At 34.0% G+C, this 25,568-nt stretch carries 24 protein-coding genes; 15 read left to right on the top strand and 9 right to left on the bottom strand.

Annotated elements, in window-relative coordinates; genetic code table 11:
* Positions 1 to 116: 116 nt before the first annotated feature.
* On the top strand, positions 117 to 1,013 hold the full coding sequence (locus D9R05_RS04240; RefSeq protein ID WP_121665991.1) for a helix-turn-helix domain-containing protein: 897 nt from the start codon (positions 117 to 119) through the stop codon (positions 1,011 to 1,013).
* A gap of 28 nt (positions 1,014 to 1,041) precedes the next feature.
* On the opposite strand, the gene D9R05_RS04235 is transcribed toward D9R05_RS04240, so the two are convergent.
* Positions 1,042 to 1,422, bottom strand: coding sequence for a hypothetical protein (locus D9R05_RS04235; protein WP_121665990.1), 381 nt, complete (start codon positions 1,420 to 1,422; stop codon positions 1,042 to 1,044).
* A 176-nt stretch (positions 1,423 to 1,598) separates the two neighbouring features.
* Between D9R05_RS04235 and hemH the strand changes: the two genes are divergently transcribed.
* The 12 genes from hemH (at position 1,599) to D9R05_RS04180 (ending at position 12,620) form a co-directional block, all read left to right on the top strand.
* Positions 1,599 to 2,633, top strand: coding sequence for a ferrochelatase (gene hemH, locus D9R05_RS04230; protein ID WP_121665989.1), 1,035 nt, complete (start codon positions 1,599 to 1,601; stop codon positions 2,631 to 2,633).
* Positions 2,633 to 4,012: an MATE family efflux transporter gene (locus tag D9R05_RS04225; RefSeq protein WP_121665988.1), complete on the top strand. Its 1,380-nt coding sequence runs from the start codon at positions 2,633 to 2,635 to the stop codon at positions 4,010 to 4,012. Before hemH ends, D9R05_RS04225 begins: the two co-directional genes overlap by 1 nt.
* 32 nt (positions 4,013 to 4,044) lie before the next feature.
* A complete protein-coding gene (locus tag D9R05_RS04220; RefSeq protein WP_121665987.1) occupies positions 4,045 to 4,314 on the top strand; it encodes an addiction module protein in 270 nt (89 codons plus the stop codon).
* Positions 4,304 to 4,450 carry a hypothetical protein gene (locus tag D9R05_RS15450; RefSeq protein ID WP_162984893.1) on the top strand — a complete coding sequence of 49 codons (147 nt, stop codon included), beginning with the start codon at positions 4,304 to 4,306 and terminating at the stop codon, positions 4,448 to 4,450. Before D9R05_RS04220 ends, D9R05_RS15450 begins: the two co-directional genes overlap by 11 nt.
* A complete protein-coding gene (locus D9R05_RS04215) occupies positions 4,426 to 4,968 on the top strand; it encodes a CopD family protein (protein ID WP_121665986.1) in 543 nt (180 codons plus the stop codon). Before D9R05_RS15450 ends, D9R05_RS04215 begins: the two co-directional genes overlap by 25 nt.
* Positions 4,969 to 5,046: 78 nt before the next feature.
* A complete protein-coding gene (locus tag D9R05_RS04210; RefSeq protein WP_121665985.1) occupies positions 5,047 to 6,507 on the top strand; it encodes a sensor histidine kinase in 1,461 nt (486 codons plus the stop codon).
* The gene (locus D9R05_RS04205; protein ID WP_121665984.1) at positions 6,504 to 7,286 is read left to right on the top strand and encodes an enoyl-CoA hydratase/isomerase family protein; all 783 of its coding nucleotides are present in this window, start codon (positions 6,504 to 6,506) and stop codon (positions 7,284 to 7,286) included. The genes D9R05_RS04210 and D9R05_RS04205 overlap by 4 nt, the downstream gene beginning before the upstream one ends.
* A gap of 143 nt (positions 7,287 to 7,429) precedes the next feature.
* Positions 7,430 to 8,395, top strand: a complete 966-nt coding sequence (locus D9R05_RS04200; protein ID WP_121665983.1) for a glycosyl transferase family 90 — start codon at positions 7,430 to 7,432, stop codon at positions 8,393 to 8,395.
* 94 nt (positions 8,396 to 8,489) lie between these two features.
* The gene (locus D9R05_RS04195) at positions 8,490 to 9,107 is read left to right on the top strand and encodes a porin family protein (RefSeq protein WP_121665982.1); all 618 of its coding nucleotides are present in this window, start codon (positions 8,490 to 8,492) and stop codon (positions 9,105 to 9,107) included.
* 78 nt (positions 9,108 to 9,185) lie between these two features.
* Positions 9,186 to 10,256: a PA0069 family radical SAM protein gene (locus tag D9R05_RS04190; protein ID WP_121665981.1), complete on the top strand. Its 1,071-nt coding sequence runs from the start codon at positions 9,186 to 9,188 to the stop codon at positions 10,254 to 10,256.
* 137 nt (positions 10,257 to 10,393) lie between these two features.
* Entirely contained in the window at positions 10,394 to 11,062 is a 669-nt protein-coding gene (locus D9R05_RS04185; RefSeq protein ID WP_121665980.1) for an NAD(P)H-binding protein, read from the top strand.
* Positions 11,063 to 11,138: 76 nt separating this feature from the next.
* The gene (locus tag D9R05_RS04180) at positions 11,139 to 12,620 is read left to right on the top strand and encodes an MltF family protein (RefSeq protein WP_121665979.1); all 1,482 of its coding nucleotides are present in this window, start codon (positions 11,139 to 11,141) and stop codon (positions 12,618 to 12,620) included.
* Here the strand turns inward: D9R05_RS04180 and D9R05_RS04175 are convergent.
* Positions 12,592 to 14,262, bottom strand: coding sequence for a mechanosensitive ion channel family protein (locus tag D9R05_RS04175; RefSeq protein ID WP_121665978.1), 1,671 nt, complete (start codon positions 14,260 to 14,262; stop codon positions 12,592 to 12,594). The two genes, D9R05_RS04180 and D9R05_RS04175, sit on opposite strands and share 29 nt — an antisense overlap.
* A 116-nt stretch (positions 14,263 to 14,378) precedes the next feature.
* On the opposite strand from D9R05_RS04175, the gene D9R05_RS04170 reads away from it, so the two are divergent.
* A complete protein-coding gene (locus D9R05_RS04170; RefSeq protein WP_121666212.1) occupies positions 14,379 to 14,852 on the top strand; it encodes a CYTH domain-containing protein in 474 nt (157 codons plus the stop codon).
* Positions 14,849 to 15,364, top strand: coding sequence for a YciI family protein (locus tag D9R05_RS04165; protein ID WP_121665977.1), 516 nt, complete (start codon positions 14,849 to 14,851; stop codon positions 15,362 to 15,364). Before D9R05_RS04170 ends, D9R05_RS04165 begins: the two co-directional genes overlap by 4 nt.
* A 153-nt stretch (positions 15,365 to 15,517) precedes the next feature.
* Here D9R05_RS04165 and D9R05_RS04160 read toward each other — a convergent pair whose 3' ends face one another.
* From D9R05_RS04160 to D9R05_RS04130, 7 genes are all read right to left on the bottom strand, one after another.
* Entirely contained in the window at positions 15,518 to 16,348 is an 831-nt protein-coding gene (locus tag D9R05_RS04160; protein WP_121665976.1) for a phosphatase PAP2 family protein, read from the bottom strand.
* Positions 16,349 to 16,462: 114 nt separating this feature from the next.
* Positions 16,463 to 17,860: an efflux transporter outer membrane subunit gene (locus D9R05_RS04155; protein ID WP_121665975.1), complete on the bottom strand. Its 1,398-nt coding sequence runs from the start codon at positions 17,858 to 17,860 to the stop codon at positions 16,463 to 16,465.
* A complete protein-coding gene (locus D9R05_RS04150; RefSeq protein ID WP_121665974.1) occupies positions 17,860 to 21,024 on the bottom strand; it encodes an efflux RND transporter permease subunit in 3,165 nt (1,054 codons plus the stop codon). The genes D9R05_RS04155 and D9R05_RS04150 overlap by 1 nt, the downstream gene beginning before the upstream one ends.
* 9 nt (positions 21,025 to 21,033) lie before the next feature.
* Positions 21,034 to 22,167 (bottom strand): efflux RND transporter periplasmic adaptor subunit, encoded by a 1,134-nt coding sequence (locus D9R05_RS04145; protein WP_121665973.1) that lies wholly within the window; start codon positions 22,165 to 22,167, stop codon positions 21,034 to 21,036.
* A gap of 10 nt (positions 22,168 to 22,177) precedes the next feature.
* Positions 22,178 to 22,666 (bottom strand): GbsR/MarR family transcriptional regulator, encoded by a 489-nt coding sequence (locus tag D9R05_RS04140; RefSeq protein ID WP_121665972.1) that lies wholly within the window; start codon positions 22,664 to 22,666, stop codon positions 22,178 to 22,180.
* Positions 22,667 to 22,774: 108 nt separating this feature from the next.
* Complete coding sequence (gene pbpC, locus D9R05_RS04135; RefSeq protein WP_121665971.1) at positions 22,775 to 25,141, bottom strand: penicillin-binding protein 1C; 2,367 nt, start codon at positions 25,139 to 25,141, stop codon at positions 22,775 to 22,777.
* A gap of 26 nt (positions 25,142 to 25,167) precedes the next feature.
* Entirely contained in the window at positions 25,168 to 25,563 is a 396-nt protein-coding gene (locus tag D9R05_RS04130) for an RDD family protein (RefSeq protein WP_121665970.1), read from the bottom strand.
* Positions 25,564 to 25,568 lie beyond the last annotated feature (5 nt).

Here is a 25,568-nt window from a genome sequence, read left to right as displayed (position 1 = left end):
TTATTTTGATGATTATCTGGTTATTTTCCGGCTTTTTAGTTTATTTTTACAGGAATAACAGCCCTTATGGCTTTATTACTTTAGAACGATTCTAAATAAAAAACACGTGTAGAGCAATGAAAATAGACGACAAAAACAACGCTGAAAGTTCATTTAATGTAGTTGATATTGAAGAGGGTTTTAAAATCTTAACCTATCAAAATGAGACAGATAGCGTAGAGAAAACACAGCGCGATATTCATCGAAATTTTATTCAATTTCATTTTTGTGTGAAAGGAAGCGCTAAATTTAATTTTAACGAAGGTCGTTATGCATTAAATCTGGCTGATGAAAAAGCATTATTGCTATACAACCCTACACAAGAATTGCCGTTGAATGTAGAGGTTTCTTCAAAATCATGGTTGGTTTCGGTTTTTGTTTCTATCAAAAAATTTCACGGACTTTTTTCTGAAGAAGCCAATTACATCGATTTTCTAAAGGAAGACAACCGCGATAAAAAATATTATCAAGAGTTGAATATTAGTCCGTCAATGGCAGTAGTTCTAAGTCAGATTTTAAATTTTAATTTGCATCCTTCAGTCAAGAAAATTTATTTAAAGGGAAAAGCTTACGAACTTATCGGTTTATATTTTAACCGCCCAGAAGAAGCCGATGTAGAACAGTGTCCGTTTTTGGTTGATGAAGATAATGTACGAAGAATTAGAAAAGCTAAGGAGATAATTTTAAATCGAATGGCAGAACCGCCAAGCTTACAAGAGCTTTCTGATGAAATTGGCTTAAGTCTAAAGAAATTGAAAGAAGGCTTTAAAGAAATTTATGGTGATACTGTTTTCGGTTTTTTATTTGATTATAAAATGGATTACGCCAGAAAACTTTTAGAAACCGGACAGCATAATGTAAACGAAGTCGGTTTACGCGTAGGTTACAGCACGGCAAGTCATTTTATTGCCGCTTTTAAAAAGAAATTTGGAACCACGCCAAAAAAATATATTCAGTCGGTTAATTTAACTTGATACGGTTTTGATTGATTAAATAAACGAACTAATCGTCATATTTTTCACTAAGGTTAATAAAATTTTCAACTGAAGATTTTGTTGTTTTTATAAGCGTACTCGCATCGGCGGTTTTTCCGGTGATTTTAAAATTAAAATCATCAATTCTAATCCCTGTTTTTTTAGTTTTATCAGGATTTTCAAAAGCAAAGGCTAAGGTTATATCTTGGTCTTTTTCATTTTCTTCAAACAAATCATGAACTATATTCCAATCAAATTTCTTTAGCGCTTCAATGTTTTTTGTTTCAAATTTAAATTCAGTAACAGCAGAAGTGCTTTTTGTTTCAGTTTTAGTATCATTTTTAGTTTGAGCAAAAGTTAAGCATGAGCACACTAAAAAAACTCCGGTTAAAAAATTTTTAATTTTCATGATAAATTAGTTTTATATGTATAAAGGTAATAAAAATAAATTGAATTAATTGACTTTTTACTAGAGAGTAATAATAGTTAAACCTAATATTTAATTTAATTATCGTTTTATAAGAATAAAATAAGATCTAAAAATGTGGGTTTAGTGATTTACTTTACCTTTGAAAAAAAAATAACATGAAAGGAGTTTTACTCGTTAATTTGGGTTCGCCAAAAAGTACAGACCCTAAAGATGTAAAAAAATACCTCGATCAGTTTTTGATGGATGAACGCGTAATAGACGTTCCGTGGTTATTGAGAGCCTTTATTGTAAAAGGAATTGTACTGAATACTCGCCCAAAAAAATCGGCAGAAGCTTATCAAAAAATTTGGTGGGAAGAAGGTTCGCCACTCATCGTACTTTCTGAACGCTTACAAGAAAAAATTGACGATTTTACCAGCGTTCCCATTGCATTATCAATGCGTTATGGAGAGCCATCTTTAAAATCTGGTTTGCAAGAATTGGTAGATAAAGGTGTAGATGAAGTTTTGTTACTTCCGTTATATCCGCAGTTTGCCATGGCTACTACAGAAACTATTTTGGTATTAGCAGAAGAATTGCAACAAGAGTTTTTTCCGCAGATAAAATTTACAACTGTTCCGCCGTTTTATAATCATCCAGATTATATAAATGTACTTTCTAAAAGCATTATAGAAAAGCTGGAACATGTAGATTACGAGCATTTATTGTTTAGTTATCACGGCGTTCCGGAAAGACATATTAAGAAAAGTGATATTACCAATTCTCATTGTCAAATAGATGGAAGCTGTTGCAAAACACCATCGCCGGCGCATCAATTTTGCTACCGTCACCAGTGTTTTGAAACCACACGCTTGGTCGCAGAAAAACTTGGTTTACCGGAAAATAAATATAGTGTTTCCTTTCAATCGCGTTTAGGTTTCGATCCGTGGTTAAAACCATACACCGATAGAACTATCGAAAAATTTGGTTTAAACGGAATGAAAAAAATGGCCATTGTAACCCCGGCTTTTGTTTCAGATTGCTTAGAAACCTTAGAAGAAATTGCCATGGAAGGAAAAGAGATTTTTGAAGAAGTTGGCGGTGAAGAATTTACTGTTGTACCGTGTTTAAACGATCGTGAAGATTGGGTAAAAACGCTTAGTCGTTGGATTGACGAGTGGGCAAACCAACCCGAAACCGAAAAAGCATAATGGCAAAAGTTGACTCGGCAGCGCTTGGAAATCAACCTATCAGTAAACTGTTGATAAAACAATCAGTTCCGGCCTCAATCGGGATTTTGGTGATGTCACTCAACATTTTAGTCGATACTATTTTTGTAGGAAATTGGATTGGTCCAACTGCGATAGCCGCAATTAATGTGGTTTTGCCGGTTTCATTTTTTATTGCCGCCTTAGGAATGGCGATTGGCATAGGCGGATCTTCTATTATTTCGCGTGCGTTGGGAGCCAATAATTATGAAAAAGCGCTAAAAACCTTCGGTAACCAAATTACGATTACAGTTTTATGTTGCGTTTCCTTAATGATTATCGGCTTAATTTTTATAGATGATATTATTCCTGTTTTCGGCGGAAAAGGTGAAATTTTTGAACCCGCTAAAATTTATTACAGAATCGTATTATATGGCGTTCCGATTTTGGCTTTGGCGATGATGGGAAACAACGTGATTAGAGCTGAAGGAAAACCAAAATTCGGAATGGTCGCCATGGTCATTCCATCCGTAGGAAATTTAGTGGGCGATTATTTTTTTATAAACGTACTCGATATGGGAATGACCGGTGCGGCTTGGGCTTCAACCGGTTCGTATATTCTTTGTTTTCTTTATATTTTGTGGTTTTTTCTTTCTGATCATTCAGAATTAAAAATCAATTTTAAACACTTTGGGATCGATTTTCCTATTTTAAAAGAAATTGGAGCGTTGGGTTTTGTTACACTTGCGAGACAAGCCGTTGTGAGTATTACGTACTTATTAATGAATAATATATTGTTTGATCTTGGCGGAGAAACTTCGGTTACAATTTATGCGATTATTGCAAGAATGTTAATGTTTGCGTTGTTTCCTGTGTTGGGGGTTACCCAAGGTTTTCTTCCGATTGCCGGTTATAATTATGGCGCAAAAAAACCGGAGCGTGTTCGTGAAAGTATTAATAAAGCGATTATTGGCTCCTGTTTATTGGCGCTAGTTGTGTTTTCAGTTATTATGATTTTTCCTGAAGCGATTGTTTCAGTTTTTACACAAGATGAACGGATTATAAGTGAAACGCCGCCCGCTATGCGTTGGGTTTTTGCAGCGATTCCTATTATTTCATTGCAACTAATTGGTTCAGCTTATTTTCAAGCTATTGGAAAAGCGGTTCCTGCACTATTATTGACATTAACTAGACAAGGATTCTTTTTCATTCCGTTAATTTTAATTTTACCGAACTATTTTGGTGAGTTAGGCGTATGGATTTCTTTTCCGCTAGCCGATGTCATTTCAACTATTGTAACAGGCTTTTTCTTAAATCGTGAAATTCGGTTACATTTAAAACCTTCAGAAATGGAAAAAGCGGCATCAGTTCAAAAGCCATAAAAATCCGTTATCTTTGTATGAAATGAGAAGTTATGGAACGCAAGATGAATGAATTGAAAATAGAATTATTAAAAGCGATTATTGCTTGTGATGATATTGAGAAACTGAATAAGGTAAAAGTTTTATTGAATGATGAAGCACATGTACTTCGTGAAGATTCTATTTTATATGAAAAAGATATTTTATCAGCTGAGCAATACCAGGAACTTGAGCGAAGATTAGCATTATATGAAGGCGGAAAAGCTGAAACTCTTTCATTTGATGAAGTAAAAGCAAGATTAAACAAAAAATATGGAGTTTGAAATTCGTTTTGAATCCAATGCCCTTTTTGATATTGAAGAAGCTATTGAATATTATGAATCTCAACAAAAAGGATTAGGTATTCGTTTCAAAACCCAGCAAAAAAGCCTTAAATGCAAGAATATTACAATTACATAAAATCACTCCACTTAATATTCGTGATCACTTGGTTTGCAGGTTTGTTTTATATACCGCGCTTGTTTGTGTATTTAATTGAAGCCTCTCAAAAAACCTCTCCGGAAAAAGAAATTTTAGGCAAGCAGTTAAAAATTATGACCAAGCGTTTGTGGTTTATCATTACGTGGCCATCAGCAATATTGGCGACAATTTTTGCAGTTATATTACTCATTTTGCAACCTGTTTGGTTACAACAAGGCTGGATGCACGTAAAACTTGTTTTTGTATTTTTATTGTTTTTATATCATTTTAAATGTCATTTAATTTTTAAAGAATTACAAAACGACATTGTAAAATGGACATCTAATCAAATGCGATTATGGAATGAAGGTTCTACCTTAATTCTTTTTTCGGTTGTATTTTTAGTAATTTTAAAAAATGCTGTCAACTGGATTTTTGGTGTCATCGGAATTTTTGTTTTAGCAATTATGCTGATGCTCGGTTTTAAAATTTACAAACGCATTCGCGAAAAGAAATAACTTGGCGCAATAGTTGTTTCAGTAGAAACCGAGATAAAGCCATAAGAAACCTCTCGAAAATCAAGCAAAAAATAAAAAATGAAGCTTTTTAAACGCTCCTTAAGAACCCGCATTTTTTTTAGCATGATTTTTTTGGTGCTGGGTGCTTCCATTTTAATTGCCGCCGTTACCATTTACCAATATAAAGATGAGGCTAGAGCATACCAAAAAGACAAATTAAAACGCAAAGAAGCTTCTATTAGAGCGAGCATTAATTACGAAATAAAAACGACCACCTATCCGGTAGATGCAGAACATATTCCGTTAATTTTTAAGGATAAAATTTATGAATTGAAAAACATTCATAACACAGAAATCAATATTTATAATCTTAACGGAAAACTTTTAAAATCTTCTAAAGCTACTTTTTTTAGGGATACCGCGAGTACAAAAATGCCCGATTATGCGCTCGAGGGACTTAGAAATTCTAAAGACAAACGCTTTGTAAAATACCATTTTGGAGAAAAAGAAGAAGATTACCAATCATCTTACACCTATATAACCGATAATTATTTTAAGCCGCTTGCAATTTTAAATTTGCCACATATAGAAGATGATGGTTTTATAGACAAGCAACTGCGCGATTTTTTAGAAATTTTGGCACAAGTTTATTTACTGATGATCATTGCGGCAATTGTGTTGTCATATTTCTTATCAAAATACATTACCAAAAGTTTAAAAGCAGTTAGCGAAAAAATTCATGCGACGCGATTTGATAAAAAAAATAAAAAAATCGTTATTCAGTCAGCTTCAGAAGAAATAAGATCCTTGGTAAAAGCTTACAATTCTATGATTGATGAATTAGAAGAAAGCGCTGTAAAATTAGCAACCAGCGAACGCGAACAAGCTTGGCGCGAAATGGCAAAGCAAGTGGCACACGAAATTAAAAATCCCTTAACGCCAATGCGATTAAGCGTACAGAGTTTTGAGCGAAAATTCGACGCTAACGATCCTGAAATTGATGAAAAAATAAAAGATTTTAGTCGCTCTTTAATTCAGCAAATAGATACGATGAGTTCTATTGCTTCGGCTTTTTCTAATTTTGCAAAAATGCCGGCACAGCAAAACGAATCCTTAAACGTTCCAAAAATTGTAAAATTAGCCTTAGATATTTTTAATGATTCGCATATTTCATTCACTTCAGAAGAAGAGGAAATTTTAGTGAAGTTTGATAGAACACAACTTATTAGAGTACTTACCAATTTAGTAAAGAATGCCATTCAAGCTACCGAAAACGAAGCAGAACCAAAAATATGCGTTCACGTGGCAACCGATGAAAAAAACGCCTGTATTTTTATTAAAGATAATGGCGTGGGTATTTCAGAAGAAAATAAAGATCGTATTTTTGAACCTAAGTTTACTACCAAATCCAGCGGAATGGGACTTGGATTAGGAATTATAAAAACAATAATTGAAGCCTATCAAGGAAGCATAACCTTTACCTCTAAAGAAGGAGAAGGAACAACATTTATCGTAAAATTTCCAAAACAAAACGTATGAGTTATAACAATTTATTAGTCGAAAATAACGATGGAATCGCTCTGGTAACCATCAATAGACCAAAAAAATTAAACGCGCTTAACCGCGAAACCTTAGGCGAAATTCGTCAAGCATTTGCAAAATTAGAGCAAGACGAAGAAGTAAAAGTTATTATTATAACAGGAACCGGAGAAAAAGCATTTGTTGCCGGAGCCGATATTTCAGAATTTGCAGATTATTCAGTTGAAGAAGGAAAAGACCTTTCAGCAAAAGGTCACAAAGAAGTTTTTGATATGATCGCGAATTTTAAAAAACCAGTAATTGCAGCCGTAAATGGTTTCGCGCTTGGCGGCGGATTAGAATTGGCGATGGCAGCACATTTTAGAATTGCCAGCGAAAATGCAAAATTAGGACTTCCTGAAACTTCGCTTGGCGTAATTCCTGGTTATGGCGGAACGCAACGCTTACCGCAATTAGTTGGCAAAGGCCGCGCAATGGAAATGATTATGACCGCCGGAATGATCGATGCCAATCAAGCTTTACAATATGGTTTGGTAAATCACGTAACGCCGCTTGAAGAATTAATGGAGTTTACAGAAAAAATTGCCGGTAAAATCATGAAAAATTCAATGGTTGCCATTTCCCAAGCTATCGATGCAATAAATGCAAATTACGAAGACGGTGTAAACGGTTTCGATAAAGAGATTGAAGGTTTCGGAAAAAGTTTTGGAACCGAAGATTTTAAAGAAGGAACTTCTGCCTTTTTAAATAAAGAAAAACCAAATTTCCCGAACAAATAATTACTAGGGCGTTCCCCACGCGAAAAGCGTGGGGCAGGCTCTCGCGGGTCGCTTTTTTAAAATTCTGCTAAGGCATTATTTTAAAAAGAGCTTCAACAAACCGCTCCATCCTTAACGCAAACAATCAGTTAGCATTTCAGATTATGGAAAGTAAGCGCATGTCTTCCAAACATAAAAACAGTAAGGCTCTTTATTATGTAAAGAATTATTTACGCTTGCTGCTTCCCAATGTATTTTTCCAGCAAAAGTTACCTTCTAAATTAAAAAGCATTTCGCCAGAATCTATCAAAGAAATAGAAAAGCGGGTTGATTATTACAATGCTTTGCCTAAGAATAGTCAACTTTCAAAAAAAGCACGATCGCTTTCTTCCTTTAAATTAAAAGAAGGAAAAACTTACTTTTTCGATTTTAGGGAATTTGCACGCTATTTTCCGCAGGAGTTAAAAGTAAATTGTCTTTTCGGCGATATTACACACATTCCCGAAGAACCTACTTTTGTAAAAAGTAGACCAATTCATAAAGATAACAGCAATTCTGTTCTATTAAAATGGAATAAAGTGCGGCATTTTATTTTCATTCAAAATGATAAGAAAAGCTTTACCGAAAAAAAAGATCAACTCATAAGTCGTGGAAAAGTTCATCCAACACAACCGCAGCGCATTCGGTTTTTAGAGAAATATAAAAATCATCCCTTATGTAATATTGGTAAAGTAAACCAAAACGAACTCAATCCAGCGTGGATGGTAGAGCGAATGACCATAGAAGAACAACTACAATATAAATTTATACTTTGTATAGAAGGTAATGATGTAGCTTCTAATTTAAAATGGGTAATGTCTTCTAACTCTATTGCTGTAATGCCAAAACCAAAATTTGAAACGTGGTTTATGGAAGGTTTACTGGAACCTGATGTACATTATATAGCGCTAAATGATGATTATTCTAACGTAGAAGAAAAATTAAATTATTTTTTGCAACATCCTGAAAAAGCACAGCAAATTATAGAAAATGCGCATCGGTTTGTAGATCAATTTAAAAATAAACAACGCGAAGAAATTATCTCTTTATTAGTGATGCGCAAGTATTTTGAAAAGACCGGACAATTATAAACTTAGGTAGAATTTCTACTAAATATAATTGTTTACTATTCGGTAACGTTATTTTATTGTAATAATCCTATATTCCCGCCCAACTAATTTTATTATGATGAAAAAATTTTACCTCTTTATTTTAGTTTCATTTTTAATTTTTCAAAAGGGAGTATCACAAGAAAAATCAGATTTCGAATTCGGCTTTGGTCCCGGTTTGAATATTTCTTCTGTTATTCTTCAGAATAGCTTTTTGCAGCCGGATCCTTCTGTAAGTTTTAATATAACAGGAAGTGCAGAATATTATCTTTCTAAGAATTGGGGAATAAAAGCAAAATTAATATTCGATAAAAAAGGACTGTCTAATGCAGCAATTTCTGAAGAGAATTCAAATTTTGTTGAAACAGATATTAAGTTAAATTACCTTACACTTCCAATAATGGCTTCTTGGCATTTTGGTTCTAGAAAAAATTGGTTTTTAAATTTAGGGCCATATGCTGGATATCTAATTCAGGCTAAAGATTCGACATTAGAAACCGATTTGAAAGAAGCTTTTGAATCGACAGATTTTGGTGTTTCTTTAGGAATAGGGATAAAGTTTAATTTGTCTAGCTTTACAAAAGTGTATGTTGAATACGATAGCCAGTTTGGCGTTACAGATATAATTAATAATAATACCGGTAATAGTGGACGCAATATTAGATATGGATTTAATATTGGAATATTATTTTAATAAGGAAAATATCCAATAAATAGGAATTAGTCCAAAAAATAAATAACTTTGACTCTTATTAAGGAGTCGAGTTGTTTTATGGGTAAATTATATCAAAAAGGAAGAGGAGCGCAAAAAAATGTTGCCAATAAATTCTTTGAATTAAAGCATATTCCTGAGGATGATTTTCTGGAATATTGCTATAAAGAAGGTGAAAAACCTGAAGATGATAAAACTCATATTCAAGAAGTTTTTCCAAAAACCTTTGTTAATAAAGTAAACAGTCCTGATGTCGGGATGGGCTATTCTGCAAACCCATATCAAGGTTGCGAACACGGATGCATTTATTGCTATGCTAGAAACTCTCATGAGTATTGGGGTTATTCTGCCGGAAAAGATTTTGAGCAACAAATTTTAGTCAAAAAAAATGCGCCGCAATTATTAGAAAAAAAACTGAACAATAAAAACTGGGACGGCGACACGATTATTTTTTCAGGAAATACAGACTGTTATCAGCCGGTTGAAAAGAAACTTCAAATTACACGAAAGTGTTTAGAAGTAATGCTAAAGTATAAACACCCAACCGGAATTATCACTAAAAATGCTTTAATTCTACGTGACATAGATATTTTAAAAAAATTGGCAGAATTCAATTTAATTCGGGTGAATATTTCTATTACTTCTTTATCGGAAGAAACGCGCAGAATTTTAGAGCCAAGAACAGCTAGCATTAAAAAAAGACTGAAGGTGGTAGAAACACTTTCTTCAAATAATATTCCTGTAAATGTGATGATGGCGCCTATAATTCCATCGATTAATAGTCACGAAATTTTTCCTTTAGTTAAAAAAGTGAGTGAACTTGGCGCAAATTCTGTCGGTTATACTATTGTTCGCTTAAATGGAGCAATCGCCGAAATTTTTAAGGATTGGATAGAAAAAACGTTACCCGATAGAGCAGAAAAAGTTTTGCATCAAATTGAAGCTTGCCACGGCGGAAATTTAAATGACAGCCGATTTGGGACTCGTATGAAGGGTAAAGGAGAATTTGCTAAACAGATAGCGCAACAGTTTAAAATTGCAAAACAAAAATTTTTGAAGAATGAATCTATTGCGCCTTTAGATAAGTCGCATTTTCTTCAACTAAAAAGTCCGCAATACAAATTGTTTTAGTTTTTTAGAATGTGTTGGCAGCCTAAACTTAATTCAGCATCACGTTTTCAAAATAAACCGCTTAAAGAACTAAAGTAGATATGTAGTTTCTCTTCGTTGAAATTGTGTATTTTTAAATGAAGCAAACTTTCGGGCTCATGGAACAAAAAAAGACAGCAATTATTTTAGGCGCTACAGGATTAACGGGTAATATTCTACTAAAAAAATTACTGACTGATAATCGCTATAAAAAAGTGAAATTATTTTCTAGGAATAGCGTAAATCTACAACACGAAAAAATTGAAGAACACCTTATCGATTTATTTGAGTTAGAAAATTATCAAGATCTTTTTAATGGCGATGAGGTTTTTTGCTGCGTGGGTTCTACGCAAAAAAAGACGCCCGATAATGAGGTTTATAAAAAAGTAGATTATGGCATTCCATTAACTGCGGCAAAACTTGCCAAGAAAAATAACATTCAAAAATTTGTAGTAATTTCTGCTCTTGGCGCAAATGCGGAGAGTAAATTTTTCTATAACAAAACAAAAGGCGAAATGGAAAATGCGGTGCTTCAGCAAAAAATTGAAGAAACCTATATTTTACGTCCGTCTTTAATTTCGGGAAAACGAAAAGAAAAACGACCATTTGAATTTTTGTGGAAACAAGTAATGAAACTTGCCAACTTTTTAATGTGCGGTCCCTTAAAAAAATTCCGTTCTATTCATCCAAATTATATAGCTGATGCAATGATTTTTTTGGCAAATAATTCATATTCAAAAACAATAATAGAATCAGAAGAAATCAAAAAAATAGCTTCAAAAAATTAATTGAAATTTTATGTAAAGCATTGAAATTAGGTTAATTCATAAAAATATTTTATATTATAGTTCTAAATAAATGTGAATGATAAAATTTTACTTGTTAAAAAATCTTCCGAAAATAACACTCTTTTTTTTATTGCCCTTTTTTTTTCTGAGCTGTAAAAATGAAACAAAGAAAAATACCATTGTAGAAAATACTGTTGAAAAAAAACCTGAACTTCAACGAGATTTAGAAGAAATTAAAGAAGACGGATTCTTAACTGTTATTACAATTTATAATTCTACCAGCTATTTTTTATATCGAGGAAAAGCAATGGGTTTTGAGTATGAACTGGTAGAGCGTTTAGCCAAAGATCTAGATTTAGAATTGCGTATAAAAGTTGCTGAAGATATTGATCAGCTTTTTAATATGTTGAACAATGGTGAGGGCGATTTAATTGCGTACGGACTTTCTATTACAGAGCCTAGAAAAGAGGTTGTTAACTTTACAAATCATCATTATTTAACACATCAAGTTTTAGTACAGCGCCGACCAAAAAATTGGCGAAAATTACCGATGTATAAAATTAAAAAACAACTTGTAGGAGACCCGGTTGAGTTGATGGATAAAACGGTACACGTGAGAAAAAACTCTTCGTATTACCAACGTCTTAAAAATTTGAGTCAAGAAATTGGCGGAAAAATAAATATAGAAACCGTTTCGGGAAACAAAACTACAGATGAAATTATAAAAATGGTGGTAGACCGAGAAATAGACTTTACTATTTCAGACTATAATGTTGCCGCAATAAACCAAACATACAATCCTATTTTAGATATTGATACCGAGATTAGTTTTTCACAGCGAATTGCTTGGGCCGTCCGAAAAAATTCACCTGATCTTCTAAGCAGAGTGAATAAATGGATGAAAAAAATCAAAAAGCAAGATTATTATTACGTGGTTTACAATAAATATTTTAAGAATAAAAAATCATACAGAAGGAGAATTAAAAGTGATTTTTACAGTAAAAATCAAGGAAAAATAAGTCAATACGATGAAATTATTAAGGAAAATGCAAAACGTATAGGTTGGGATTGGCGTTTATTAAGTTCTCAAATTTATCAAGAATCCCGTTTTAAACCAAAGGGACAATCTTGGGCGGGCGCCGGAGGTTTAATGCAAATTATGCCCGCAACAGCAAAAGATCTAGGCGTAAAAGATGTTACAAATCCCGCTGAAAATTTAAGAGCCGGTTCTACTTATCTACAGCAAATGGCATCTAAATTCACCAAGGTAAAGGACAGTATTCAGCGTATAAAATTTACGATGGCAGCTTACAATTGTGGCTTAGGTCACGTGCGCGATGCGCAACGATTAACAAAATCTGCCGGTGAAAACCCGTTGGTTTGGGATGATAATGTAGAAGATTATATGCTTAAATTGTCTTCCAGGGAATATTTTAGTAGACCCGAAGTCAGGTATGGTTTTGTGCGAGGAAGAGAACCCTTTTTATATGTAAAAGAAATTTTCTTGCGTTTTGATCATTATAGAAAACTTATTCCGCTGAATCCTCCTTCTTCTTAAAAGAAACATTAAAATGAGGAGCTTTATAGTCGTTTTCTAAATACTCTTTAGGGATAGTAGTCATATTTCCATCGCGTTGCGCACGGTAATGTGGAGATAGAATTTCGATATCCATTTCATTACAACAATCTTGAATGTGTTGATGCAATTCAGAATAAATAAGAGCTTGCTTATTGGCTTCTTTGGTATAAGCGTTTAATTGATAAGAAACATAAAAATCATCTAAACTGGTTTGCAACACAAATGGTTTTGGGCTTTTTTCAATTAAACTAGTTTTTAAAGCTGCATTTATTAAGGCTTCATAAATTTTCTCATAAGGAATATCGTAGCCTAAAGTTACGGTGGTATTTATTATTAACCCTTCTTGTTCTGCATAAGAAGAATAATTAACCGTATTTCCGTTTAAAATCGCAGAATTTGGAATGGTAATTTCTTCATTTTTTATTGTTTTTAATCGGGTTACCAGCAGGGTTTTTTCTACCACATTACCAGAAGTGTTTCCAATATTTATGCGATCTCCAATTTTAAATGGTCGCATATAGGTGATAACCAAACCGGCAATCATATTAGCTATTGCAGAAGAAGATCCTAAGGATAATAATACACCTAGGAAAACAGAAACACCTTTAAAAACGGTAGAGTCTGAGCCCGGTAAATAGGGGAAAATTAATACAAACATAAATGCGTACAGCAAAAACCGAATAATACTGTATGTCGGCATTGCCCAATCTGAGTGGAAACCTGAAATCTCTAATTTTTTGGCTTCAATTTCTTTAAAAATATACTTTATAAACCTAATAAAATAGCGCATCACTAATACAATAGCGATAATGCTAAAAAGGTTAGGAAAATAACTCCAGGCAGCAGAAAAAATCTTGCCAAAAGAAGACCAAATTAAATCGAATAAATAAGTAGACCAGCCTCTTGTGAATTCAAAAACACTAAAAATAAGTGGAAAGAATACATAGACTACTAATAAAATTAAAATCCACTTAACAATTTTCATCATTAGGAGAATTACGTTTAATTCTTGCTCTGGTGTAATAAATGTGTAGTTATTGTAGGTTAAACTTTTTAGCCATTTCTCTTTTTTTCTTTCAATAAAATTTATGGTTTTTTTATTTAGAAAAGCAATGAGTTTTAATGCTAACCATAAGCCTAATAAAATGAGAATTGTTAAGCCAATTTTTAAAAAAATATTTGTGGGAATATAGTTTTCTTCAGCAATACTAATATTTTCTTTTAATAAAGTTAGATAAATATTTGCAAGCGAATCTCTAGTATTATTGTTGGCCAAGGCGTCTTTTTCAGAAATACTTAAAAGAATGGAATTCTTATAGACAATGTCTGTTTCTTCTGACTGCGTTATAATTTCTAATGAATCTTTTTGAAAACCACCAGCGTCTATTTGTTGAATTTTTTCTGAAACTCTTGCTGCTCTTTCCGAAGCATTTAATGCACCAGATTTTACATAGAAGGAAAATAATTCTTGATGATTTTTTCCAATAACAGGAAATCCTTCCTTTATTTTCAACATATCCTGTTCTTTTGCGACAGAATCTTGTTGAACAGCTTGAAAATTAGTGGCAGTTGTTAAGCTAATTGAGAATAAGCACAAAAATAATGCAACAAAAAAACGCATAGTATAGATTAAGGTTGGTTATAGTAAATGTAGTTAATTTTTAAAAATTTTGCTACACAGATAAAAATCTGCTTAAAAATTAAAAAATGAAGCCTATTTTTATTGAAAAAATAATGATGAAAGAAATTGAGCGTAAATTTTTGGTCGAAACAAATCAGTACAAAAAAGATGCTTATCAATCTTATTCAATAAAACAAGGCTATTTAAACTCTCATCCGGAGCGCACCACTAGAATTCGTATAACAGAAAATAAAGCCTTTATAACAGTTAAAGGAAAATCTTCAGCAAACGGATTAACACGATTTGAATGGGAAAAACAAATTGACGTAAACGATGCAAAAAAATTATTGGAACTTTGCGAACCCGGAAAAATTGAAAAAACGCGTTATTTGGTAAAATCTGAAAATCATACGTTTGAAGTTGATGAATTCTATGGGGAAAATGAAGGCTTAACTGTTGCAGAAGTAGAATTAAAAAACGAAAACGAAAATGTAATTTTTCCAGATTGGATTGGAAAAGAAGTTACTGGCGAAAAAAAATATTATAATTCCGCATTAATTAGCAACCCATATAAAAATTGGATGAAATGAAAAAACTATTTTTATTAATCTGCGGAATTATACTTTGCACATCTTGCGAAATGATTTTAAAAGACAATCCTCAAAAAGAAGTTTCAAATAAAAACATTAAAAATTCTGATAGTATTGTTGCTAGAAAACCTTCCATTGAAGAACAAACGGAAGCCTTAAAGAAGCAAGGTTATAAAGTTTTTACCTATAAAGAAGGCGATACAACTTATTTAATGCAAAAATATTTTATGGTTTTTCTCAAAACCGGAAAGAACCGAAATCAAGATTCAACGGAAACTGCAAATTTACAGAAACTACATTTAGCACATTTAGAACGAATGGCACAAGAAGGTTACACAAGTTTAACCGGGCCGTTTGGCGATAATGGCGAAATTCGCGGAATTGTGGTTTACAATACGCCAACCCAAAAAATGGCAGATAGTTTAGCAAGGTTGGATCCGATGGTAAAAGCAGAAAGATTAACGGTAGAAATTCACCCGTGGTGGACAGCAAAAGGAAGTAAATTAAAATAAAAAACCGCTTTATAGTCTCAATAAATTATTTTTCGGTAATATATAAATCACTTTTAAAGTTAGATCATGTTTCAATTTTAAAGCTTGCATAATTACCCCATAAGCTCTTCAAAGTTTTTGTTTAATCTTAAGTAATTTATTAAAAGATAAGAATTAGAATGTTCCTATTAGTCCAAATTTCCCTAAACCTATTTGAAATTTCCAACTAATTTTAGTTTTATATGGATTTCCATAATCTCTTTCTTCCGTAAGGTAATTATCTATTGTATCTACAACTAAAATACTTATTGCCATACTAAGTCCTACATCGGTTAACCAATGCGCACCTGCCCAAAGTCTAGATATTGGGGCAATCATTCCCACGCCATAAATACCTGCTTTTATAAACGGATTTTTAAATTGCTTTGCAATAGCGTAAGCTGTGGTAAAAGAAAGAATAGTATGACCAGAAGGAAAGCTATGAAAACCACCTTCTTTACTGAAAGGTTTAAAAGATCCTTTGCCTTCTCTTGTTCCTGGCCGTGCCCGTCCAATGGCTGTTTTGGCAATGGTTTGAATTAGTCCGGCGGTAGATGCGGCTGAAATAAGCAAGACGCCTGTTTTTCTTACCTTTTCATTTTTAGTGAATAAGCCATAAAGATAGATTGCACCATTTACTGCATAATTGTTCTGCGGACTACCATAATACCAACCGAAATCTTTAATAATTCCCGGAATATGTGGTTCTTGATTTTCAAACCACCTATTGGTTTCTTCATCAAAAACATAAAGTGCTCCAGTACCTAAAATGATGGCTCCCGCGGTTAAAAAATCATCTTTTTGCCACTTTAAAGGTTGTGTATATGTTGTTGTTAAACCTTTAAAAGCACTTTCTCCATCATATTTTAGAAGTTCCCAAGTAGTTGGCAGACTGTCTTTTTGCTTATTTTGGCTATATAAAACAGTTTGAAAAGTTAAAAATAGAATTAAAATAATCTTCTTCATCATACAATTTTTTAAGCTTTTATTGTGTTTGTTAAATAATTAAAATAAAAACCGCTTCATAACTTCTCATGAAACGGTTCTTACAATCAATCAAAAATTACAAACTATGAAAATTTATTGCCAACCGCCGCCGAGTGCTTTATAAAGATCTACCATAGATTTTAACTGATTAAATTTTGCATTAATTAAATCTAATTGAGAGTTTAAAGCATTTTCGCGCGAACGTAAAACTTCTAAATAATTTGCCAACCCATTGTTGAGCAATTGTTCAGAGTAATCGGTTGCTTTTTGGTAAGCTAAAAATTCTTTTTGTTTTAATTCAATTTTTTCTGTAGCAGCATCATAAGAAAACATGGCATCAGAAACTTCTTTGCTAGCCGTTAAAATGGCTTGCTTAAACTCCAATCTTGCTTGTTCTTGTTGAGCTTCAGAAACCTCAAATTGTGTACGAATTTGTCGCTTGTTAAAAATAGGCTGAGCTAAACCTCCCACTATAGTTGCAAACAGCGAATTGGTGCTGAATAAATTATCAAAATCTAAACTTTGCAAACCACCGGTTGCCGATAAAGTTATAGATGGGTAAAAATTACTTCGGGCAACATTGGTCATTTCAAAAGCGTTGCGATAATTGTATTCGGCCGCTAAAACATCTGGACGATTACTTAATAGTTGTGCAGGAACGCCAGCCTTTAATTCTGTAGTAATTGTTTGTGTTTCTAGTTCACTTCTTTGAATTTCCATAGGCGATTCGCCTAATAAAATAGATAAGGTGTTTTCTAGTAATCGCGATTGCTGCTGCAAGTCAACCAAAATAGCTTTTGCAGTATATAATTGTGCTTCTGTTTGCTTTACACCAACTTCGGTTACGTTTCCTGCGTCTTTTAGCGCTTTGGTTGTTTCTAAACTATTTTCTCTGTTTTTAATAGTTTCTTTTGTAATTTTTATTTGTTCATCTGTTGCTAATAATTGATAATAAGTTGAAGCAATATTAGCAATTAAACGTGTTTTAACTGCTTTATGCGCCGCAACACTTTGTAAATATTGGGCTCCAAAAGCACGTTTTTGACTTCTAATTTTTCCCCAAATATCGGCTTCCCAAGATAAACTTGTTGAAATCTCATACTGATTTATCGAAGAGAAAAATCCTCCAAACTGACTGTTTTGAGAAAGTTCTTGATGCGTTAAAGAAGCATTTCCGTTAAGGCTAGGAAAATATCCAGCTTTTCCCTGTTTTACGTAAGCTTCTGCAGCTAAAATTTGTTGTAAAGCTACACGAATATCAATGTTTTCTTCTAAACCTGTTTCAATATGTTGCTGTAATATAGGGTCATTAAAAACCTCTCTCCATGAAACTGTTGCCATAGATAGACTATCTTGCGGAAGATTATTTGTTCTGAAATTTTCTTCTTCTACAATATTTGGTCGATCATATTCTTTGGCTGCAAAGCAGGAAACCAGTAGAAAGGGTACGGCTCCTGCAAGCAATAATTTATAGATTCTATTTCTTTTCATTATTGATTTTTTTCAGAAATTGATTTGTTTTCTGCTTTAGCTGCTTCCGGTTCCCCGGTTATTTTTTCCTGTAACCATTGAAATATGATGTAGAGAATTGGGATAATAAATACCCCCAAAATGGTTCCTACTAATAAACCTCCTACGGCTCCTGTACCGATAGAACGGTTTCCTGCAGCACCAGTTCCACCTGCGAAAACTAATGGTAATAACCCAATAATAAAGGCGAAGGAGGTCATTAAAATGGGTCTTAACCTAACCTTGGCTCCGTCTAAAGCTGCATTTACAATAGAAAGACCTGCTTTTCGTCGCTGCATAGCAAATTCAACGATTAGAATGGCATTTTTCGCCAGGAGTCCTAACAGCATTATTAAAGCGATTTGGAAGTAAATATTGGCTTGAAGCCCTGTAAATTTTGTAAACAAATACGATCCCATAATTCCTACCGGAAGTGATAGTAAAACCGCAAACGGGATGAGGTAACTCTCATACTGAGCAGAAAGTATAAAGTAAACAAACAGGATACTTAGAATTAAAATAAAAGTTGTTTGAGAACCTGCCGAAACTTCTTCCCGGGTAAGCCCGCTATAATCCACACTAAAATTAGATGGTAATGATTCGGCATTTACTTCTTCTACGGCAGCAATAGCATCTCCCGAAGAATAGCCGGGTGCCGGTGCACCATTTATAGTTGCCGAGTTAAACAGGTTAAACCTGGTTACCGATTGTGGACCGTATACTCGTTTTAAACTAACAAATTCACTTATTGGTGCCATTTCTCCCTGCGAGTTTCTAACAAATAATGAATTTAAATCGTCGGTACTTGAACGATCTTCGGGTAAAGCCTGTACGTAAACTCGATATTGCTTACCAAATCTCGAGAAATCTGCTGCATAAATACTTCCAATATAACCTTGCAGAGTTGTAAAAATAGTAGAAATATCCACTCCTGCTTCTTTTGCCTTCGGAATATTTAAATCCATTTCATACTGCGGATAATTTGTATTGAAAGAACTTTGCGCATACTGAATTTCTGGTCGTTGAGAAAGTGCTGCAAGATAACTTTGTGTTTGGTTGTCTAATTCTTTGAAACTACCGCCCGATCTATCTAACAATTTAGCTTCAAATCCTCCTGAAACCCCAAAACCTGGAATACTGGGTGGGGAGAAGAATAACATTTGGGCATCTGAAAACGAGGCGCCAATCTGGAATAATTGTCCCTGGATAGATTCTACCGAAAGATGATCTTCTTCACGTTCACTCCAGTCGTCTAATTTAATGAAACCAAGCGCATAGTTACTTCCTGCTCCACCAATTAAACTATATCCATTTACTAAAGAAACGCCTTGTACACCTTCTATTTGTTGCGCTTTTTTCTCTAATTCTGAAGTAATTCCTACGGTTCTGTCTAAAGAAGCACCAGCAGGTAATTCAACATTTACAAATAAGATTCCACGATCTTCATCTGGTACAAAACCGGTTGGAGTAGTCTTAGCTCCCCAAAATATAGCAAGTACCGCAGCTACAAGGATTAGCCCTGTAATCCACTTATGTTTACTTAAAAATGAAAGGGAATTCACATACTTGTCAGTAGTTACTTTAAAAGCGGTATTAAACGAACTAAAGAAGCGCTGTAAAAAATTCTTTTTCTTATGTTCTTCGTCTTCACGATGTGGTTTTAAGAAAATGGCACAAAGCGCAGGACTTAAAGTTAAAGCATTAACTGCAGATATTGCAATAGCTACAATTAAAGTCACCCCAAATTGTTCATAGAAAACTCCTGTGGGTCCCGTGATAAAAGTTACGGGAATAAATACCGCTCCCATTACCAGCGTAATAGAAATAATCGCCCCGGTAATTTCGTCCATCGCTTTTCTTGTACCGCTTATGGCATCTTTAGCTCCTTCTTCCATTTTTGCATGTACGGCTTCTACTACTACAATAGCATCATCTACTACAATACCAATAGCCAGTACCAGCGCAAATAGCGTTAGTAAGTTTATAGAGTACCCAAACAGGTTTAAGAAAAAGAATGTACCAATTATGGAAACCGGTACCGCAATGGCAGGAATAAGGGTAGACCTAAAATCCTGAAGAAATATAAAAACTACAATAAATACCAGTATAAACGCTTCAATAAGCGTTAAAATCACTTTATCTATAGAAGCGGTAAGAAATTCGTTGGTATCAAAATTTATATATACCGAAAGCCCGGTTGGAAAATCTTCTTCCATTTCGTCCAGCTTCTGGTGAATATTTTCAATAATTTCCTGGGCATTAGAACCTGGCGTTTGGTAAACAGCCATATTCACTCCTGGCTTACCATTGGTATATCCAATAACATTATAACCTTCGGCATCCAGTTCAACTTCTGCAACATCGTCTAACCTTAGGTATTGCCCATTATCAAGGGCTTTAATAATAATATTTCGGTATTGATCTTCGTCCTGGTATCTTCCGCTATAACGCAGTACATATTCAAAAGCTTCAGCATTATTTTGACCTAAAGATCCCGCAGCAGCTTCCTGACTTTGCTCATTAATGGCTCCAATAACATCTGAAGGGATTAAATTATAAGCCGCTAATTTTTCAGGCTGAAGCCAGATTCGCATCGCATATTTCTTGGCGCCAAATACATTTACGTTCCCAACCCCGTTAATACGCTGTAATTCTGGAATCACGTTAATATTCAGGTAATTCTGAATAAAAGTTGCGTCATATTCTTCGTTGTCTGAAACCACGGTAAAGAACATCAATGCACTGGTTTGTTCTTTTTGCGTGGTTACCCCAGATTGGGTTACTTCCTGCGGCAGTAAAGGTGTAGCACGTGCCACACGGTTTTGAACGTTTACCGCGGCAATATCTGGATCTACTCCCTGATCAAAGAATATTTGAATACTGGCGCTACCGTTGTTACTGGCGGTTGAGGTAATATAATCCATTCCTTCAACCCCATTTATTTGTTCTTCAATAGGAATAATTACACTTTCCAGTACTGTTTGAGCATTCGCTCCCGGGAAATTAGCCGAAACCTGAACCGTTGGAGGGGCAATATCTGGATATTGCGTTACCGGAAGTGTTGAAATTCCCAACACACCTAATACCACAATTATAATGGAAACGACCGTAGATAATACCGGTCTTTCTATAAATTTCTTTAGCATCTTAAAGTCTTATTTAAATACTGTATTAATAGAATTCGCAATACTATCAAAAGGAATTTCTTGCGGTTTTATTGGAGTATTGTTTCGAAGTTGAGCCACACCTTCGGCAACAATTTTATCGCCTTTTTCTACTCCCGAGTTAACAATTATTAAATTGTTTACCCTGGAAGTTTCAGTAATTGGTGTAGATACGGCCATACTATCACCTTGAACTTTATAAACATAAGTTCTCCCTTGCTGTTCAAAACTCGAAATTTCGGGAACCACAATTACGTCATTATAGGTTTTTGGAATTCGAATTTTTCCGCTATTTCCATTGGATAGTATTTGGTTTGGATTCGGAAATTTTGCTCTAAAGGTTACTGTCCCGGTAGAAGAGTCAACCTGACCAGAAATAGTTTGAATCTTTCCTTTTTCACTATATTCATTTCCATTGGCAAGTACTAAACTAACCGCAGGCATATTGGTTATTTTTTCTTCCATATTCTCTCCTGAAGCTTCCTGAATAAAGTTTATATAGTCTTTTTCGTTCATAGAAAAGAAAGCGTAAACTTCATCGGTTTGAGAAACTGTGGTTAGCGGCGTAGGATCACCCGGAGAAACCAAGGCACCGTTTCTAAAATTGATGTTGCCAACATAACCATCTACCGGACTTTTTATATTTGCATAACCGATACTTGCGGCAATACTATTATAATTTGCTTCAGCCTGGGAAAGCTGCGCTTTGGCAGTTTCCAATTGTACTTCGCTTATAATATCTTTTTCTACCAGGGGTTTAAGTTTTTCTACTTCTACCCGAGCGGCATTTACATTCGCTTGTGCAGCTTCAGCATCACCAGATAAAGATTCGGTTTCCAGTTTAAAGAGAAGTTGCCCTTTTTTTACTTTTTCACCGGCATCAACCAAAACATCGGTTACATAACCAGAAACTTTAGCGCGAACTTCACTATTCACAATTCCTTCAATACTCACGGGATAAGAAGTATAAGCGGTGACCGTTTTGGTAGGAACTTCAATTACCGGATAAGGTTTTGCTTGTGGAGCGTTTGCAGCCTGGGCGTTTTGACCTCCTTTATTGTCACCACAAGAGCTTAGAAGTAAGACTCCCAAAATAATAGCTATATAATTGAATAATTTTTTCATCGAGTTATAATTATGAGTTGATATTTTTAATAGTTGACATTTTTTTAATGGTATTCTTAATATTTTCTTTTTGGCATTTTAAATAATCTTTAAAGAGCAAAGCTATTTGTCCGTTGCTTTCAAATTTTTCTTTGTTGTATTTAGAATTGAAGTCTACAATTTTTTCTATAAGTTGAATTTCTTTAGAAATGCTTTCAAGATATTCTTGTAAAGTAGATTTTAGATACATTTTATTAGCTCTAAAATATCTTTTGCGGTCGCCCGATTTTGTGAAATATTCAACTTTTTTTATTTGAAGTAACAAATTAAGTTGTGTAGAAACCGAACTTTTACTGGCTTGGGTAGTAGAAAGTATTTCATCAAACGTGTGACCATCTGCAGGGGAAAGAATCATCATGGCATAAATCCTTGCAGCTAATGGAGCTAATTGATGATTTTTTTCAAAATGCAAGCCAATTTCTTCAATAAGTTTTCGTTTTTCTGGAGAACAACAATTCATATCTTGCTTTAAATTTAGAGCGCAAAAATACATTAAGTTCGGAACTAACCGAACTAAAGAAACTTAAATTGTTGTTAAAAAAATAGGGTATTCTGTTATTTAGTTTAGCTAATTTACTTCAATAGTTAAGTATTGTTTTAGCGTATTGCCATCTTCATCTACAATGGTAAGCATGTGTTTTCCCGGTTTGGGTAATAAGCTTAATTCGTGAAAATTTTCAGTTTTCCCCATATATGTATCATCAATATACCAATACACAATTTTATCTGAATTTCGATGGGCTAATTTTAAAACAAACGGATTACTTTTTTCATTAAAGTTTTTAGGAAGAATTAAATGCGCTTCTTTTTTTGGATAAATTAATTCCATTGTTTTTTCTCCGGGCTTTAAACAATTTTTTTGAAAAGGAGGAAGCGGTTGATATTCGGGATGCGCATCAGCATAATAAAACTCTTGTAAAGGCGGTAAAACAAATTTGGATTGCACTTTCATTTCGGCTAATTCATAACACGAAGAATTAACCTGATAGGTTTCTTCAGCATTTAAAAAAACTTGTTTGTGATAAATGCAGGTTTTTGAACGTGTTCCATTTTTAGGAATCCAGTTTTTTTCTATTTCAGTACAATAAATTCCTGCTAATTGTCCACTTTTTATACAGGTTTCTACTTCAATTAAATCATCATACGGAATTTTTAATGGGGCAGATTCCGATAATTTTTTAAACACATCAAATAAAAGCGGAGCGGCAGCTTCTAATCCTGTTAGTCCCGGTCTGCCTTCGCCATCTGCGTTGCCCGCCCAGACGCCAACCGCATATTTCGCATTTACCCCAACAGCCCAAGCGTCCTTAAAACCGTGACTAGTTCCGGTTTTCCACGAAATAGATTGCGCATTATCAAAAAATTGCCAGTTGAGTTCTTCTTGCGGACGGTTAACTTCTTGCAATACATTTAAGGTTTTGTAAATGGCACCGGCGCCTAACCAAGTTTTTGATAATTTATTTTCTCCAAAATTTATTTCTGAAGAAGCTAAATAGCTAGGTTCTGTAAATTCTTGATTTCGATATTCACTAGAAGAATTAGTATAAAAATTTACGCTAGAAGCCATCCCGGCATAGGCTTTTGTAATATCCCAAAGCGAACTTTCTGCACCTCCTAAAATTAAGGATAAGCCGTAATAATCTGCCGGTTTATTAATATAATGCTGATCAATTTCTTGAAGTTTATGATAGAATTTTTGTAGTCCATACGTTTGTAGCATTTTAACCGCAGGAACATTTAGAGACATTGCCAGCGCTTTATTTGCAGGAACAGCTCCTCTAAATTTCTTGTCAAAATTAACCGGAGAATAGCCATTTATTTGTGTAGGAACGTCGGCAATTAAACTTTCGGGTAAGATCGTTCCTTCATCTAATAAAGAGGCAAATAAAAATGGTTTTAAAATACTACCGGTACTCCTAGGTCGCTGAATAATATCAACATACGGATCTTGTGTTGTAGTTGGACTATTACCGACGTAAGCTAAAACTTTCCGAGTTTTTACATCTAACACGAGAATAGCTAGATTATGAATTTCATTTTGTTTTAAATGTTCATAATGTTGTTTTGCAAGTTGATTTACTTGTTGCTGAAGCGAATAAGAAATAGAACTTTTTAGATGTTTCCCTTTGTGTTCTTTACGAGCTTTTTCGGTAAGATGTGGCGCAATTTTAGGAAGCGGTAAGGGTTTTTGAGGAAGTTTTTCTTGTAAAGCTAGCTGATACGTAGTTTCATCAATCACTTGATGATGATGCAATTTTTGTAATAATAGATCTCTTTTTTGTTGTAGTTTTTCTTCGTTTTTACCCGGAAAAATTAATGCCGGTGCATTGGGTAAAACTGCCAGAGCAGCAGATTGTCCCCAACTTAAATCTTTAGCGGGAATACCAAAATAACGCCAAGCAGCGGTTTCTAAGCCTACAATATTTCCGCCAAAAGGAGCATAAGTTGCATACAGATTCAAGATTTCATCTTTAGAATAACGTGTTTCAAGTCGCGTTGCCTGAAATAATTCAATGAATTTTTCTAGGTATGTTCTTTTTTGATTATTCCGAGAAAGCCGAATAACTTGCTGTGTAATTGTACTTCCGCCCCGGCGATTATTGGTGGTGATATTTTCCCAAAAAGCTTTGCTTATTGAAATAGGATTGAAACCGGGATGCTTATAAAAATATTTATCTTCAAAATAAAGGATGCATTTTTTAAACCGATGTGGAACATTTTTTTGCTGCGGAAAACGCCATTGTCCATCGTCTGCAATTCGTGCACCCAACAATAAATTTTCTTTGCTTTTTAAAACAGTAGAGGTGGGTTCATCAAAAATAGTTGTGGGTAAACAAAAAAACCAGGCTAAAAAAATCACCAAGAAAACCCCTAAACTTATTCGGTGTTTTTTTATAAAGCGGTGAAAATTTTTAAAGCGATTTTTTTTGCTCATAAAATTTTGAAATGAATTTTGTTCAATTATTTATCAAGTATAACAACAGATTTTACAGCCTTATCATGAATCGCTTTTCCTTTCTTGTCTGAAGAAATAGTCAAAAGCGAAATCCATCCTAAAAGTGCTTTTATAACAAACCTAAAAAATGCACTAATAATGTTCAATTTTTTATCTTTAGAATCTTGTTGGACTTTTAAACTCATCATTCTATGACCAAATGTGGCGCCGAAAATGCTAAGCATAAGCGGTTCGTAGCCTAAAAAAATAAAGCAAAAAACAATCACTTTTGTATAAACAGGAACTTCTCCAATATCACTAAAAACAGTTGAGGTAATCATAATTAAAATAATAAGAACAATCGCATCAATGACAGCAGCTTTAACGCGCAAGAAAACACAGGGATATTCAATTTTTTTCATCAATA

Source organism: Mesonia aquimarina (assembly GCF_003667275.1).
GTDB classification, from domain to species: Bacteria; Bacteroidota; Bacteroidia; order Flavobacteriales; family Flavobacteriaceae; genus Mesonia; species Mesonia aquimarina.
The sequence above is the reverse complement of the archived record's forward strand: the minus strand, read 5'-3'. Positions and strand labels throughout refer to the sequence as shown.